Below are 16,992 nucleotides of genomic sequence, written 5' to 3' on the forward strand. Positions count from 1 at the left end.
ATATCGGTATTTGGTCGCTTATTCCTTCACAGCGACTAATTTTATCATTACCGCGTCGGCAGGCGCGGTAATCAATTTAAATTTCATATCGCCCTTTTTTAATTCGCCCACTACAGCATCGGTCAACATATCTTTAAACTGATAAGTTTTGCCTGCATCCAGGTGCAGGGCCGTGCGGCTTAAAACCTGTTCAAATTTCTTTTGCCTGTCGAAATTGAACAGGGCCAGTAAGGTATTGTCCCCCGGCAGGTAAAATGACATCTGCTGATCGAACGTTTCGCCATCGGCAGCTTTCAACGGGATAAAGGCCTTAGGGTGACTAAAAAACGCGGCTATCTGCCTATTGTTTAAAAACGTCTGCGCACGGGATGCCGCCAGTGGCTGCCTGAAATCAGACCCGTCGCCCAGTATGCTCCCCATCACCATCAACGCGTATAAACGTACTTTGACATCCTGCTCACTCAGGTCGGGATTTTTCTGAAAGTTTTTCATGATGGTCACGTCCAGATTGGTATACGGGAACAGTGTACCCTGCATCCAGCCCATATGCGAACCGGTAGCCAGCGAAGCCCCGGTACTGCCATAATGCGGAAAACCCGGCTGATCATCCCGCAAGTGCGAATACACATCGGTTGATATAAAACGGGTGTGGGCATACTGATGCGGAAACATAGGCGAAATGGCCTGTGTAATAAAAATATCTTTACCAATGATAGAATCAACCAGGTGGCGCAGTGTCCGCATACCATAATCATAGGCCTGCATGCCTGTGCGTATATTTTTGTTGTAGCGGGTTGTACTTTCCAGCGCCCCGCCGGTCAGAAAGTCGATCTTCAGGAATTTAGCGTTAATAGCTTTGGCTTTTTTTAATTGCTGAATGACATACAGGCGAACGGCAGGATGTGTGGGATCCATCGCATAGGCTCCCCACTTGCCATCTTTATACATAATGGGTTTACCCTCGTTATCATGCAGCAGTACATCTTTTAAAGCATAATTTGATCCCGGTATTTTTTTATTGTCGATATCGTCTTTCCAGCTCCACATAGCAAAAGGGATAAAATAAAAGCCCATTTGCTGATCGTTCTTAGCAAAATATTTACCCAAACTGGCCAGTACTTCGTTTGAATAAATACCCTGATCATAAGAGTCGATACTCATGACTGGTTTGGAGTAGCCGCTGAAATTATGAAGTGTATGCACAAAATCGGAAATCTTTTCAACCGCGGGTGGCATCATCACACCCTCGTAACCCAACACCCCTTCTACCCCAAAGCTGTTCCAGTATACAGGGGCATAACCACTCCATATACGTTTACCATTGATGGCCGAGTTTACCAATCCATATTGTGTAAAAGCCTCGTGCAGATCGTCCATCGCGCATAAAAATATAGGGGGCGAACTTACTGACTGTCCTATTGCGGTACCATGCGCCACCAGGTCATGCGTACCGTCGTTACCGCCATAGGCCGGGGGGAGTTTAGAGTCATCGGGGGTAGATGCACCACCAAAAACTTTGAGGGAATCCACATAACCCAATTCGGTGGAGGTTTGATAAGCCAGGCCAGTTTTCCAGAAATCGTGCTTTACACTGCCGATAACCAGTCCCGAATTTTTCAGCATATCATAAATAGCCGCGAACTCATAAGTGATCCCCGTAGTTTTAGGTGAACCTGCTTTGGGCCAACTCCTTTCTAATGTAGGTGTCCAATCGTCATTATCAAAGGGCACATCCAGTATGCGGGGTTCGGTACCGGGAATGTATAACCGGCCTTTATATTGGGGCAATATGGCTATCGGGCTAATATCACGGGTTTCTAAAGGCGCCGCTTTTGAGTCTTTATTTTTCGCGGTTAAACTGATTAGGATATAAGGACGCCCTTCATAATTGGTAAAACGCTGTTCTAATATAAACCGATGCTTATGGTCGCTGTGCGTAATGATCAACTGCCGACCTATGCCAATATTGTCGTGAATCTTAACCGTAGTATATTGATGATCGGTAAAATCGGCCGTTGAGGTAATGCCTGATTTTAAGTCATTAATGTAGGCAACTGTATTTTCAATCCTGATTCCGTTCGGGAACACATAATTCACCATACCGGTATGTGCATCCAGTTTAATAGTAATATGACTGGTGGTCACTTCCAACTTATCCACCGTGGTAATAACTTTTTGTGCAAATGTTCGCTGACCAGCTAATAATAAAACAGCAACAGTAAACGGGCCGATTAATATTTTCATCATAGTTTAATACCGGTAAATCATATTATCAATCATGAGCAGGCAAGCCGTAATTTATAATACGGCAGTACAGTTACTCTTAAATATGAATAATACGTTCAATTGGTTACGATGTAAATCTCAAGGATTAAAATAGATTAAAAAATAGTGAATGTTATGATAATGATGGATTTTTTTACGACAACTATTATAATTAACATGGAATAACCATTTATCCTTTATTTCACTAATTTCCTGCTTTTTGATATATAAAATAGCTCTCATCATTTATTATTCGCACAATCGCAACTATTGTAAAATGAAATATTTTATGCTATTTTTATTTTTTTGAGTAACGTTGTGCACCATATTTCAAACCAATTATAACACACATATTCCCCCGTAAAAAATGACAAAAAGCACAACGTTAAGACGGCGGGAAGGTTTTGAAGGACAAAAGCTTATTGTATTACCAAAAAAGATCATTATCAACTTTTTAAGTAAGGATCCGGTTACCAAACAGACATACATAACTGATATAGGATATTATCCCAAAGCCAGCCATCATTATGCCGAACGCCCCAATGGTATCAACCAGCATATTATCATTTATTGCACAGAGGGTTATGGTTGGTTGGAGATCAATAAAAAAAAGGTAGGGGTTTCACCATCACAGTTTATAGCTATACCGGCCAATACCCCTCACAAGTATGCCGCCAACACAAACAAACCCTGGACTATTTACTGGATACACTTTAAGGGCGAGATATCGGCTTTTGTTATCGACCTTATCCTTCAAAACTCAGAAAATTACAAACCCTATTTATCTTATAATGAAGACCGTATAAAACTATTCGAGGACATTTGCTACAACCTTGAAAAAGGTTACAGCGATGATACCTTACGCTATGTAAACATGATATTTTCGCATTTTTTATCCTCATTGATTTATGAAGATAAATTTAATCACCTGGAAGAAAAAACGGATAGCAATGTAGTGGAGAAAACCATTAGCTTTATGCAGGATAACATGAGCAAGATCCTCCGCCTTGATGATTTTGCGGCCTTTGCCAATTTATCAACCTCGCATTTTTCTGCGCTTTTCAGAGCTAAAACAGGTTATGCCCCTATTGAATATTTTAATCAGCTCAAGGTACAGAAAGCGTGTCAGTATATTTCGTTTACAGCTATGTCAATCAAAAGCATAGCTATTAGCCTGGGCATCGAAGATCAGTATTATTTTTCCAGAATGTTTACCAAGTTGATGGGAAGCTCGCCTAATGAGTACCGCAAAAAGATTCGTTCCACACCATAAATCATTATTTTAAACCATTAAGGCAGGGTTTGGATCGCATGTATGAGTAAACAAACGCCTAAAAAAGGACGCTATTTTATCCAGCAGGGTTTGAGTTTTTACGGGAGTGATTAATAATATATCCTCTTGTGTGGGTTCATCCGGAAGATCGTTGCCCCCTTGCATTTCCTCCAAAATACTTTCACGTATGGTAGGATCACGGTTCACAATCGCGTCCAGTTCCGTAAGCTCGCTAAAGGTGGCTTTACCGCTTTTTTGTCGTTTTATTAAAATATCAAAACGATCCTGGTTAAACGTACGCCGCTCCAAATATTTGCGCTGTTTCATAATAATCTACCTGCTGCAATATTGATATCAAAGCAAGTGCCATCGTTATATTTACTTGACTATCAATATATTAAAATAAACAACAATTCAACATGTGCTTTTTTGATACAACGTATTGTTCGTTTCCGGTCGGTTAATAGCCATTGTAAATTGAGGTTTCAAACTTCCGATCCCTTAAGTGGTATAAGTTAGCTTTTAAAAGCCCGGGCATGAACCTGGAGCTTATAAATATAAACAGGGAATTTAACCCGCGATTGACCGTTTTGAAAAGCTGCCAGCCGGTTAACCTGCCCCGCGGGTATCCATAAAAAACCTTTGTCATCTATCCAAAGCGCATCGGCCCATAACAGCCTTTTGTCCTCTATAATAAGCTCGCTTGTACCATTGGGCTTTATTTTGATGATGCGCAGGTGGTCAACATCTGATAGATAGATATTACCATCAGCATCCATTGCGGTACCGCCGGTTGTAGGCGAAGTATAGTATTTAGTTACATGACCAGCCAATTGAGCTGCGCTTAATTTGGCATCGTTGAGATATGTTGTCTCCACTCTGGCCAGCGGACCAGACACCGGTTGAAAATAGAAATATTTACCATCTGGCGATATCCCTAACTGATCGGCATTTACCCTTAACTCCCTGCCATTTTTCAGGTGTATCACTTTACCCTCTGCCACAAGGGCTTTACTATCGGTGGTGGACCAGTGCTTTTCCAGTACCCTCCTGCCCTTGCCGGTTTGTTTATCTAATATTACCAAGCCAGGTTCGCCGGCATCAGTAATGTAAATATGTGAGCCGTAAATACGCAGATCATCCATAAAACTATTGGGTTTCATGACGCCATCCAGTGGGATGATACGGATAACCTGATTGCTTTTCACACTGATCACCACAATTTTAGTGCCTCCCGGCAGAGCTTGTTCTCCCAGCTTTGGCGAGCCGGTATCCATCACCCAAAGGTTGCCATCGGGTCCTATTCTCAGGGAGTTGGTACGGATAAATTTTTGCGCCGTGGCTTCGCCTTTTGCCCAGTTGTTCCAGCTTTTGGATGGGTAAGGTATAATGTTTCCATTTTTAACTACTTCGCCAATACTCACACCACTTTCGCCTTCCAGGCGCGGGAAACATACAAATATTCTGCCATTGCTGGTTGTGGTTACCCCGTTCCATACTTGCGTAGATGAACTGGCTACAGATATCAGCTGTGGTTTGGTTTGAGCCATAACCGCGCTGCCAAACAGCACGGTTATGAGTACTAAAATTTTCATTTATTTGATTTAAAACATTTCCATTAAACGGTCACCACCACTTTACCCCGGGTTTTACCGCTGGCAATTTGCTGATGGGCCGCTGCCATCTGATCAAACGGAAATACCTGTGATACATGCGATTTAATGACACCCTGCTCCAGCCATTGGGCCAATTGTTTCATATCATGGCCATTGGATTCTACCAGGAAAAAATAGCCATGTACCCCTTTTGCCTTCGCTTTTTCCGTTACGGTTTCGCCTATACCCGATGGTATACTGATCACTGTACCCCCTTTTTTGGTTACCTCGAGAGAACGATCGATATTATCACCGCCAATGGTATCAAATACCAGGTCGATATCATGCAGTACCTCTTCAAAACGTACCGCTTTATAGTCTACATGTTCATCGGCGCCCAGGCTCAGCACAAAATCTTTATTGCCGGCAGACGAAGTACCGATGACATAAGCACCCAGGTGTTTGGCTATCTGCACCACATAATTTCCAACCCCGCCAGCTGCCGCATGCACCAGTACTTTTTGACCTCGTTGTACATTGGCTTTATGGGTTAAACCCTGTAAAGCTGTAAGCGCAGCCAGGGTTGCGGCAGCGGCTTCTTCGTGACTGATATTGGCTGGTTTTAGTGCCAGATGATTGGCCGGGGCGGCTACATATTCTGCATAAGCTTTACCGTGGCCCGGAAAATTCACCATGCCAAATACAGCATCGCCTACCTCAAACTCCGTAACCGCTCTCCCTTTTTTGGTTACCACACCAGATATGTCCCAACCCAGAATAAGGGGGTCTTCATCTTTTAAGCGGCCCGACATACCTTTACCGATAGTTGTTTTTACATCCACAGGGTTTATGCTGATGGCTTTTACCTGTACCAATACTTCGTTATCTGCTATTTCGGGAACCGGCAGTTCGATGGTCTGTAAATCATCAGCACCTCCAAATCCTTTTAATATTATCGCTTTCATGATCTTTTTAAATTTCATGATACAAAATTATACAGATCATACAGGTTAATATTTGTACAAATAACACCAAATGCTGTACATTTGTGTACATGTACCAGGAAAACTTACACCAGGAATTTGAGATAGTTTATAAAGAGCTCAACGAAAGCCCTCTAAAAGCGCATCAGCATAGTTTTTTTGAATTGATCTATATTATAAGCGGCACGGGTACACAATGCATTAACAAAAACAGTTTCGATTATCACGGGGAGCATCTATTTTTAATAACCCCGCAAGACTGCCATTCCTTTGAGGTTAAAACCACTACCCGTTTTTTCTTTATCCGGTTTAATGATATCTATATCCGCAACCAGCAGCAGGACCGTAAAGCCAAGAACGATTGGCTGCAGCAAATGGAATTTATTTTGCAGCATGCCAGCCACCAGCCGGGTTGTTTATTGTGCAATAATGGTGACAGGCCATTGGTAAAAATGCTGGTTGAAAGCATTATCCGCGAACAGGTAAACCGCGAAGCTCATTATACTGAATTGATTAAACAGCTGGTGAATACTATGCTTACCATTGTAGCTCGCAACATGACCATGATGCCTTCCACCTCTTGCCAGATCACAGGTCTGAGCAACGAGCCCGCTGTAGATATTATCCGCTACATACAAGAAAACATCTACGAGCCCGAAAAACTACGCACCGAACTTATCAGCGATCATTTTGGGATAGCGCAGGCCTACCTGGGCCGTTACTTTAAAAAACATACCGGCGAAAGTTTGCAGCAGTACATTTCTAACTACAAACTTAAACTGGTTGAAACCCGCCTGCAGCACAGCGATATGCGTATTAACGAGATTGTACGAGAGCTGGGCTTTACGGACGAAAGCCACCTGAACCGTATGTTCAAAAAGCACAAGGGCATTAACCCTTCATCCTTTCGAAAACAGAACAACGCGGCCTATCAGCCAGTACAGTCGTAACTATTTTAAAGCTTTGGCAATAGCCTGTTCCGTAACTGTTGCCATAATCCGATAACCGGCCGCGTTGGGGTGAACCCCATCGGTAGTGAGTTCTGGCTTTTGGCCATTGCGTTCATCAACCAGGGGGGTAAAATAGTCCAGCAGGATCAGGTTATTTTCGGCAGCGTAGGCTTTGATCAATTTATTGAGCGCCATGATCTTACCGGCAGGCTCAATGCCTTTACGCCATGGATAATCGAACACGGGTAGATAGGCGCACAGTATCACCTTGATATGATGAAGTTTAGCCAACTCCACCATGGAGCGGATGTTATTCATGATGTACTCATTGGTTAAATGACCATAATTAGATGCGATATCATTACTACCCGCAAGTATAATAACCGCCTTAGGTTTCAGGTCGATCACATCCTGGCGAAAACGGATCAACAGTTGTCCCGAGATTTGTCCGCTCACACCCCGGTCCAGGTAAGGTCTGTCTTTAAAAAACTCAGGTACAGTGGTTTTCCATCTTTCAAAAATAGAGCTTCCTAAAAAAACCACCCGATTTTCGCCGGGTTTGGGGTCACCTACCTGTTTATTTTCCCTTGCATAGTGCGACAAGGCGGCCCAATCATCACGTAGATCTTCTTTGGCAACGACAGTCGGTTTATTTTTCCCGGTGTCGGGATTGCTTTGCTGCGCGTAACCTGCAGAGGCCATCAGTAATCCGGCGGATAATAATAAGGTAAGTTTTGTATTCATTTTGAAGTGGATAGAAGTAAAACTTTAAGGTAAAATATTAACGCTTGTCTGCCTAAAAATTGGCGCATAAAACATATCCTAAAAATAGAACTATTTGTAACTTTTTTTTACGATTTTTCCAATCGCTTAAATACAGCTCAATGACTCCTGCTATCTCCGTTACAATGCCTGTTTATAATAGTGCTTCGTTTTTAAGAGAGGCTATGGACAGCATTTTAACCCAATCATTTACTGATTTTGAATTTGTTATCTTAAATGATGGCTCAACCGATAACTCCAAAGAAATTATATTGAGCTATAATGACCCACGAATAATATTTTACGATGGCAAAATAAATGTAGGCTTAGCCCATATTCGTAACAAAGGTATAGAGATTTCGCAGGGCAAGTATTTAGCTATTATGGATAGCGATGATATTGCAACTCCCGATAGGTTGCAAAAGCAGTTTGACTACCTGGAAAGCAACAGGGACATAGTTATGTGTGGGGGCTTTTTTACACCATTTGGCAATAAAAACTCTGTATTAAATTTTAACTGGGTAACGGAAACCGATCCGGAAATGGTTAAAATTAATTTGTTGTTTGATGGTGCTATTTGCCAGCCTACCGTTATGATAAGAAGCAGCACGTTAAAGGAAACCGGATTAAAGTATGAATCCTATTTTGACCCGGCAGAAGATTATAAACTGTGGGTGTCTCTATCAAAGAATCACCTGATCGCAAATATTCAAGATCAGGTTTTGAAATACAGGCTTAGTGATAATCAAATCTCAAATACAAAAAATCAAGTTCAAAGAGAGCGGAAATTTGAGGTAATTAAAGATCAGCTTAGCTGGCTCGGTATTACGCCAACGGAAGCGGAAATGCGGATACATGATCACATGTTTTTCGCATCCGCAATACTGTCCTATGACTACCTGCCCAAAATGAAGACCTGGATTGATAAGTTAATCAACGCAAACAAAAAATTTAAGCTTTACGACGAGCAAAAGCTATCCGACTATTTAAATGATTTATATATTCGAAATAAAACGGCATTAAAACAGGCGTTAAAAAACAGTTCGCCAAAATCTATCGCGGTGTTTTACTTTAAAACTTTAATTCGGTGGAAGTCTATAAGATAATTATGTATTGCTTAGCAGTGAGGTCCTAAACGTCTCTAAAACTTTTGCTCAAACCCCACTACCCAATCAATTATTTTTAAGTTAACAATTCCTTTACAGGCCGGGGTTTACTTTGTGGCAAATTATTACACCAATCCTGTTATCCATGAAAAAAACTTTATTAACCCTGTTCACTTTTAGTGCTATAGTACTTAGTGCCTGCCACAAAGACCACAAAGTAACTATAGCTCCCTCGTACCCGGATATGGCCGAAGCGGCTGATCCTGCCATTTTGATGACCACTGCCGATGGTGTAAAAGTATACAATGGCGGCTTTGGTTCGGCTATAGCTGCCGACCATAACGACCCTAATGTATTTTACCTGCTTACTGATCGTGGACCCAATGCTGCAGGTTCTGTTGATAATGCCATCATATTTGGCAAAGCCGACTTTACCCCTGAGATAGGTAAATTCCGGTTGAAAGATGGCAAGCTGGTATTGGAGCAAACTATTCAGCTTAAAAATGCCGCGGGGCAAAACTTAAACGGTTTACCCAACCCTGACGGACAAGGCTCTACCGGGGAAATTGCTTTTGATTTGAGTGGCAAGCAAATTGCACCAAGCGCCGATGGCATTGACTCAGAAGGCATGGTTTTAGCCTCCGACGGTACCTTTTGGATCAGCGATGAGTACGGCCCTCACATTGTGCATTTTGATGCTACAGGTCGTACTATTGAACGCATTAATCCCTTTGGAACAGGCACCGGTGGTCGTAAAATACCGTTGGTGTTTGCCAAACGCAAACCCAACCGCGGTATGGAAGGTTTGGCCATTACCCCCGATGGCAAAACACTGGTAGGCATGATGCAATCACCCATGCTTAACCGCAGCAAATCGGCTGTTAGCAATTCAACTATACTGCGTATCTTAACTTTTGATATTGCATCGGGTGCTACCAAACAGTACGCATATGTAATGGAAGATAAATCACTTACCGGAGTAAGTGATATTGTAGCCGTTAACGCTACTACATTTTTAACCGTTGAGCGCGATGGTCTATACGGCGGTGCGCCAACCAACACTGCTGCGTTTAAAAAAGTATTCAAGATAAGTCTTGACAACGCCACCGACATATCTGACCCCGCAAATGGTGCTAACGGCAAGCTTTACGGTGATAAAACCGTAGAAGAACTGAACAACCAGGCTGGCCTGCAGGGCGCTGGTATTATCCCGGTATCAAAAACGCTAGTACTCGATTTATTGAAAGATCTACCAACCGTTTATCCGCATGATAAAGCCGAAGGTCTGGCCCTGTTACCGGGTAATATCCTGGCTATCTCTAACGACGACGATTTTGGAGTAGTTGATAATAGCAAAGGCGGTTTCGCAGCCAAAACACTACCGGCTACCAATACAGTTGATCATAACCGCATTTACTTTGTGAAGATTAAACTGTAGAAGTAAGAGAGTCAGGAAGTAAGATAAAAGAGTTTGCATTTTTATAGGCCATCCCTGTACTCGGGGTGGCTTTTTTATTTTCGACCCTTCAAGTGAGGGCATTTGAACAACAGAGGGATAAAAAGTGGGTTTACATGGTTTACACATTTTATGGTTAACACAGGCACAATAAACTTATAATCAAACAGTTAAAAATAATCAGAGTCAATTTATGTAAACCCATTAATCAGCTTGGTATACTGCCCCCTTTTGCCTATTTAAGCGCCTGCGCTTAAATGTATAGCAGGTGATCGTCCACGCTCACACGGTCAGCATTTAACATGAGCGTGGACGTTTGAACTGACGGAGAGTGCCTTTTTTGCTTATCTTCATTAAAATTCCAATCCGGTGAGCAATTTCAGAGTAATCCTTATCTTTTTAGTAGTATTTGTGTTTGGCACTTTATCTACGCAAACCTTTGCGCAGACTTATTCGTTAAACGGCAAAATTAAAGGAGTTGATCAAGGTTGGGTCTTTGTTTTGCATCGGCAAACGGGAGTTACGGATTCAGGCCAGATAGTAAACAGCACCTTCACTATTCGAGGTAAAGCAAGTGCGCCGGAGTTTTGCAATTTTGGGCTATCGGCAAATGGGGTTAAAAATTATTACTTCGGGTTTTTCCTGATGAAAGGCCGGTTAACGCTTCAAGCGTCTAAAGATTCCCTCACTGATGTCGGCGTTCTATTTAAAGGCAGCCGGATAGCAACAGAGTTTCAGCAGTTTCAAAAATTAACCGGACAGATATATGGGGCACATGATTCAGAAGCCGCAACCAACGCCAAGCTTGGGGAATTAGCCAGCGTCTACACCCTTAAACATCCACACTCATACATTAGCGCCTTCGCACTCGCATCCTTCGGAGGCAATCTATCTCAACTTTCTCATCTTTATACTAGCTTAAGCCCTGAAATACAGACATCTTACTTCGGAAAACAGGTTTATAACAAGCTAAAACACCGCTAATTTTATTTTTGAAAATACGGTGTTTTCACGGATTGCGGCGACTTATAACTCTACTTACATTTGTATTAACGGGTTTTACTAAAACCGCTGATAATGAAACTAAGGTTAACTGATAAAGTACTTATTTTTTTTATCCTGCTGATGGCAATTTTAGTGCAACGCCCAGATTATCAAATGATGAATGCCATGGTGAGTGGTTTACATCCCAATTGGGGGTTGGTACCACACCTTAAATCATTCATCGCGTTGTTTACGAATATATCATACTTCCTTAGGGGAGTATATCAAGAATACCACCTATGAAAAGCACCCTGAGAAAGTGCAAAAAAGATTAAGTATATTGTTGGTGATATGCTTAGTTAAATGGTCCTGACCGGCCTCAATACAAGCATTACCTTTAACGAGGTAATGCTTTTTTGTTGGTGGGTGGCCTGCCATCCTGAGCCTGTCGAAAGGCGCGTGTAGAGGCCTACTCACCATGCTTCGACGGGTTCCTCATGACACCCGCGTCCAAGTGGCTTAAACCTTGATCAGCTTACCCCGTGTAAGAATCTTCCCTTTAAACATGATCACATAAATATATACCCCGGGACTAAGGTTCAATTGAAAAGTGTTTTGCAACTGAGTAATGGTCTGCTCCAGGCGTACATGCCCAACGGCGTCATACAGCTTAAAATCATACGTATTGATATCACCACTAAGAATATTAAGTTGGGTACTTACCGGGTTAGGATAAAGCGTAAATTGGCTGGCCTGTAAAAACGTGGCACTGGCCAGATTGGAGTAAGTGATCTTGCCGTCGTTAGTCTGGAGCTCTACCCGGTAATATTGAATACCGTTTTTGGGATTGGCATCTGTAAACTGGTAAGCCAAAGCTGAGCCTACCGTGGTTGTGCCCAGGTTAGCATAAGCATTGGAGCCGGTTTGTTTTTGCCAGGTGATGGATTTAAGATTGACTACACTACCTATTTGCAGATTAAGCACAATTGTACTATTCACCACATTGGCTAGCAGGGTTTTCACATAACATCCTACTCCCTGGTTATTAACATCGATAGTAAGGCTTTTTAACCCTTCAAAACCATCGCCTTGCGCGCTTACCGCAAAATAAGAGGAGGTTTGTAGCGCGGCAGGTATTATAATGGTGGTATCGGTAACGGTACTTAGCTTTTGCAGTAAATTATCCTTTACGGTATAAACAACGTAACCTTTACTACCTGGCTGCGCTTTCCAGTGCAGCAGTGTGCCATCGGTACAATTGTAGCCAACCTGCAGACTAAGAGGTTGGGAAAGCACAAAGCCCTTGCTGATGAATGACTGGCTGCCAATATCCATTTTAAGCATGGCGGTAGTAAAAACATCAGGGGCTGTCCAGTCGTAATACCTGTCTTTCAGGGTAACACTGCTGATGGCTTTCCAGGTGGCACCATGGTCATAGCTTACACTCAGCTGGCCGGATGTAGCACTGAACGAACTTTGCCAGCGCAGGTAGTTTTCACCAGCTGCAAAAAGCTGGTTCTGTCCCGATGGATAAGTCCATTCAAAACGATTTGCTACTGTAGCTCCATGTGCTATATAAAAAGTTTGCGTGCCGGAGGCTATTTTACTTCCCTTTACATGAATAATATAATTACCCGCTACCGGATTTTGCAAAGTAACCTGTTCGGTATTATTCAGGGTATCCTTACGGCGAACAGCAGGTTTTGTTAAAGAATCTGTGGAGGGATAAGCGCTCAAGCTCCATGGCAGCAGGTTTTGGCCATCGGGCGTGGTAACCGACAGGTCAAGATCGTTTATAAGCGCCTTGGGGGCATTCAGCGCCGCCGGCAGATCGTTCCAGGCTAATGATACTTTAAACAGGCTGCTGCCTGCCGGAACGTTGATGGCATAGTCGACTTGTTGCTGGTTACTTACGGTTCCTTTTTTAAAGCGGTTATCAGTAAGTGCCCGCAAAGCTTCCAGGGCATTCAGCTGCCCATAGCCTGTTTTATGATCTACATTGGGCAAACCAATATCATCTGCCGAATTGATGAGTATACTTTTGATTAACGCGGCCGAAGGTAACTGACTAAATTGCTTTTTGTAGGCCTGTTGTAACAGGGCCACCGTTCCCGAAACCAGGGCCGCAGCGCCGGATGTACCATCTTCGCCATTGGATACCAGCTCCGGTTTTACCCGGCCATCATAAGCCGGCCCGGCCGAGCTCAAACCTGCCGGCACGCCGGTTTGGTCTGTACCGCCAATAACCAATACATTTTTGGCCTGCTTAAAAGTTCCCGAAAGGTTGGCCACATTCGCTATACCATTATATAAACCTGTTGTGGGTGCCGTAGTACCAATATTACCCGAGGAGAACACATGGATAATGGAATCGTTCGCCATCACCTGTTGATCGTAGGCTACCGCTTCAACCCCATAATAGTTTTCGATGCCGGTACCGTAGGAGTGATTTTCAACGCCAATATCAAAAGCTTTAAAAATGGCGGTACTATCGGGCAGTAAACGGGCAAAATCTGAAGAAGTGAACCTCACTTTTGGTGCACTCCCCAATCCCCTGATAAATGAATTACCATTGCCACCTATCAAAGTAGCCATAATGGTAGCATGCCCCGAGGTAATAGTTGCCGCCGGGAACGAAGTAAAGGTGCGCCCCAGCAGATCGAGGTCATTGTCATAACGCTCTTCTTTAATAGCCACATTGATGCCACTACCATCGATGCCCGGAAAATTATCGGCAATAGCCGAAATCTGGTTAATACCCAAGTCAATATCATTGATCACCAGTTCGGCATGTGCTTTCCGGGTAACATTGGCAAAAGTAACATAAGGTTGTTGTAACAGATCGGTAAGGCGTTGTAACGAAATATTCAGGGTGACCGTATTTTCGGTTTGAGCGGTTATTTCACCGTATTTTTTTATATCACTGATCACCGAATCGCTATGGGAAGTGATTGACAGGTCTACCGATTGCTTACCAGAAGGATGTTTTTGCAAAAGCTGCACTAAATTATCAGTGGCCTTCCACAAGGCGTTTGCTGGTGTAACCTCCTGAATATTGGCGTCGGTTGATATATCTGCAGCAGTAGCTACTACGTAAAAATTATAGGATACCCGTTTTACCGGGCGAAGTTTTTTAATGTCGACTTTATCCGGTTCTTTAAATTTAACCAGGTAATATTTAAGCGTGTTGTTCCCGTTCAATGGCCGGGAAGTAGGCGCTGCTTTGTAAAGCACGGTCATGGTTTTATCGCTCGTTGGATTTTGGCCCCAGGAGCATTTAAAACATAAAAATATCAGTATAAAACAGGGTAATTTTTTAACCATACTGTATATTAAAAAAATAAAGGGGAGTTATGCTCCCCTTTATTTGTAAAACTACTTGATTGATCAATAAGAAGCAATATGATAAAGTTTTTTAGTACAAATAGTTCAGCGCTATTTTATCATTTGCGTTGAAGGTACGATCAGACCCATTTGAGCAGGCCAGCATCCATGAAGCTGCATCAGCAGTTGTTGGTGTACCCGGAATGTTAATCGCCCCAACACCTGCAGTGCCTTCGTTAGTTGCAGTTCCGCCGCAGCTGAAAGCACGGTTAAAGTAATCGGTATGACGCATACCGATACAGTGACCCATTTCATGCTGAATAACCGAAGTAACATAACCCAGGTCAGGATTACTTCCGTAAGCAGCTGCATTGGTATTCATCTGGATCTGGCTATAAGGGTTTCCTGCCGAAGTTGGAAAACCTGAAGAGCCTAAGGTAATGTAGCCACCGCTTGGACCTTGGTTAAAACCAATGATCTGGATAGCACCGCCACTGCTTACTACCTGAAATTTAAGCGTAAGGTTTAACGCATTGTAACGTGCCACGGCATTAGCTGTAGCTGTTGCGTAAACTGTTGGCAGGTTCGAAACTGAAACAGTAACAGTTCTTGGTAAATTTTTTACCAAGTTGGTTGTCCGGTATTGCTCAACTTCAGCAATTCTAAGTGTTGGGCTGGTGCTGGTTTCAGAAAGATTAGCCGGGGTTAGCATAATATCACCTTCTACCAGGTAATTATCGCCCACTTTACGTGCATTATCAGTACTAAAACCAAGTGCTGTAATTTTACTGCTTACATCTGCAGAGATTTGTGCAGATTGATCAACCTTTTTGTCGGCGCCTTGGTTGTTGTTTTTGGTACAAGCGGTTAGTAAGGATGATGCACATACAATGCATAACCCCATTTTTAGCAAGAGTTGTTTTTTCATTTGTCGGTACTTTAATTGTGTTAATAGTTAATTATATTTAAAACAATGTACAGCTGGCCAGCCCGTTGTTTATATGATAAAAATATTAAATTATATTAAAAAATTAACTAAACATTAAAAAATATTTTGCCAATAATTAATTCATATTACACATATAATATAAAATTGTATCAATACATGTAATAACTATATATATTATATCATAAATCAACAATTATTTTATCGCTCGCGGACCATGCACATCCGTGTTATAGCTCCAATAGCTATAATCCACGTATTTTTTTCATACTGCATATTAAAGAATAAAGGAGAATTCATACATTCCCCTTTATCAATAACATTACTTCATTGATCAATAAGGAGCAATACGATAAACGCGATAAAGTTTTTTAGTACAAATAATTCAATGCTATTTTATCATTGGCATTAAATGTACGGTCGGTACCACTTGAGCAGGCTAACATCCATGAGCCGGCATCAAATGTTTTGGTAGGTGTACCCGGAATATGTACAGCACCTGGATAATCCTGAGGATCGCTGCTGCTGTAAGTACTTCCTTCATTACCCCCTCCGTTTACGCCGCAGCTCAGATTCCTGTTAAAATAATCTGTGTGGCGCATACCTATACAATGCCCCATTTCATGCTGGATAACAGAAGTAAGGTACCCTACATCAGGGTTGCTTCCATATGCATCGGCATTAGTGTTCATACCAATGGCGTTATATGGATCGCCAGACGCGGTTGGGAAGCCTGAATAGCCTAAAGTGATAAAGCCATCAGAATCAACACCTTCATCAAAACCGGTAATAACCATATCACCACCGCTGCTTACTACCTGAAATTGAAGTGTAAGGTTTAACGCGTTGTAGCGTGCAACCGCGTTAGCTGTAGCTGTAGCATAAACAGTTGGCAAATTGGAAACTGAAACGGTAATGGTTCTTGGCAGGTTTTTTACCAGGTTGTGTGTTTGGTACTGCTCTGTTTCGGCAACCCTAAGAACAGGACTGGTAGTGTTGGCTTCAGAAAGATTGGCCGGAGTGAGCATAATATCACCTTCTACGATGTAATTGCTGCCCATTTTACGCACATTATCTGCACTAAAACCCAGGTTTTTAATTTTTTGCGCAACATCTGCGGAGATAGCAGTTTTAGGAGTGGCTTTTTTGTCGGCGCCTTGGTTGTTTTTAGTACAAGCAGTTAGTAATGAAGATGCACATACAATGCATACCCCCATTTTTAGCAAGAGTTGTTTTTTCATTTGTCGGTACTCTAATTTTGTTAATAGTTAGAAATAATTTAAAACAAACATGTTAACAGCCGGCCAGCTTGTTGTTTATGATTATAAATATATTAAAATACAACGAC

13 protein-coding genes are annotated in these 16,992 nt (G+C 42.4%); 5 read left to right on the forward strand and 8 right to left on the reverse strand.

All coding sequences use genetic code 11. The features are described from left to right. Window positions 1-18: 18 nt before the first annotated feature. Window positions 19-2,247, reverse strand: coding sequence for an alpha-amylase family protein (locus BW976_RS08705; protein ID WP_139332252.1), 2,229 nt, complete (start codon window positions 2,245-2,247; stop codon window positions 19-21). 385 nt (window positions 2,248-2,632) lie between these two features. Here BW976_RS08705 and BW976_RS08710 point away from each other — a divergent pair, with 385 nt between their 5' ends. Further along, window positions 2,633-3,538 carry an AraC family transcriptional regulator gene (locus tag BW976_RS08710; protein WP_076372476.1) on the forward strand — a complete coding sequence of 302 codons (906 nt, stop codon included), beginning with the start codon at window positions 2,633-2,635 and terminating at the stop codon, window positions 3,536-3,538. A 9-nt stretch (window positions 3,539-3,547) separates the two neighbouring features. On the opposite strand, the gene BW976_RS08715 is transcribed toward BW976_RS08710, so the two are convergent. The 3 genes from BW976_RS08715 to BW976_RS08725 form a co-directional block, all read right to left on the reverse strand. Further along, window positions 3,548-3,865 (reverse strand): hypothetical protein, encoded by a 318-nt coding sequence (locus BW976_RS08715; protein ID WP_076372478.1) that lies wholly within the window; start codon window positions 3,863-3,865, stop codon window positions 3,548-3,550. A gap of 188 nt (window positions 3,866-4,053) precedes the next feature. Continuing rightward, window positions 4,054-5,133, reverse strand: coding sequence for an L-dopachrome tautomerase-related protein (locus BW976_RS08720; RefSeq protein WP_076372480.1), 1,080 nt, complete (start codon window positions 5,131-5,133; stop codon window positions 4,054-4,056). 23 nt (window positions 5,134-5,156) lie between these two features. Further along, on the reverse strand, window positions 5,157-6,116 hold the full coding sequence (locus BW976_RS08725) for an NADP-dependent oxidoreductase (RefSeq protein ID WP_217696222.1): 960 nt from the start codon (window positions 6,114-6,116) through the stop codon (window positions 5,157-5,159). 71 nt (window positions 6,117-6,187) lie between these two features. On the opposite strand from BW976_RS08725, the gene BW976_RS08730 reads away from it, so the two are divergent. Beyond that, a complete protein-coding gene (locus BW976_RS08730; protein WP_076372482.1) occupies window positions 6,188-7,066 on the forward strand; it encodes an AraC family transcriptional regulator in 879 nt (292 codons plus the stop codon). Here the strand turns inward: BW976_RS08730 and BW976_RS08735 are convergent, their stop codons facing one another. Further along, window positions 7,067-7,810: an SGNH/GDSL hydrolase family protein gene (locus BW976_RS08735; protein ID WP_076372484.1), complete on the reverse strand. Its 744-nt coding sequence runs from the start codon at window positions 7,808-7,810 to the stop codon at window positions 7,067-7,069. It lies immediately after the preceding gene. A gap of 140 nt (window positions 7,811-7,950) precedes the next feature. On the opposite strand from BW976_RS08735, the gene BW976_RS08740 reads away from it, so the two are divergent. From BW976_RS08740 to BW976_RS08750, 3 genes are all read left to right on the forward strand, one after another. Beyond that, a complete protein-coding gene (locus BW976_RS08740; protein ID WP_084192129.1) occupies window positions 7,951-8,934 on the forward strand; it encodes a glycosyltransferase family 2 protein in 984 nt (327 codons plus the stop codon). A gap of 145 nt (window positions 8,935-9,079) precedes the next feature. Continuing rightward, a complete protein-coding gene (locus tag BW976_RS08745) occupies window positions 9,080-10,372 on the forward strand; it encodes an esterase-like activity of phytase family protein (protein ID WP_076372488.1) in 1,293 nt (430 codons plus the stop codon). A 387-nt stretch (window positions 10,373-10,759) separates the two neighbouring features. Then, complete coding sequence (locus BW976_RS08750) at window positions 10,760-11,374, forward strand: DUF4369 domain-containing protein (RefSeq protein ID WP_076372490.1); 615 nt, start codon at window positions 10,760-10,762, stop codon at window positions 11,372-11,374. 519 nt (window positions 11,375-11,893) lie between these two features. Here the strand turns inward: BW976_RS08750 and BW976_RS08760 are convergent. The 3 genes from BW976_RS08760 to BW976_RS08770 form a co-directional block, all read right to left on the reverse strand. Next, window positions 11,894-14,698, reverse strand: a complete 2,805-nt coding sequence (locus BW976_RS08760; RefSeq protein WP_076372494.1) for a S8 family peptidase — start codon at window positions 14,696-14,698, stop codon at window positions 11,894-11,896. 91 nt (window positions 14,699-14,789) lie between these two features. Further along, window positions 14,790-15,626, reverse strand: a complete 837-nt coding sequence (locus BW976_RS08765) for a M57 family metalloprotease (RefSeq protein ID WP_076372496.1) — start codon at window positions 15,624-15,626, stop codon at window positions 14,790-14,792. Between the two features lie 389 nt (window positions 15,627-16,015). Beyond that, on the reverse strand, window positions 16,016-16,885 hold the full coding sequence (locus BW976_RS08770; RefSeq protein WP_076372498.1) for a M57 family metalloprotease: 870 nt from the start codon (window positions 16,883-16,885) through the stop codon (window positions 16,016-16,018). Between the last annotated feature and the right edge of the window lie 107 nt (window positions 16,886-16,992).

Source organism: Mucilaginibacter lappiensis, from assembly GCF_900155965.1.
Lineage (GTDB): Bacteria > Bacteroidota > Bacteroidia > Sphingobacteriales > Sphingobacteriaceae > Mucilaginibacter > Mucilaginibacter lappiensis.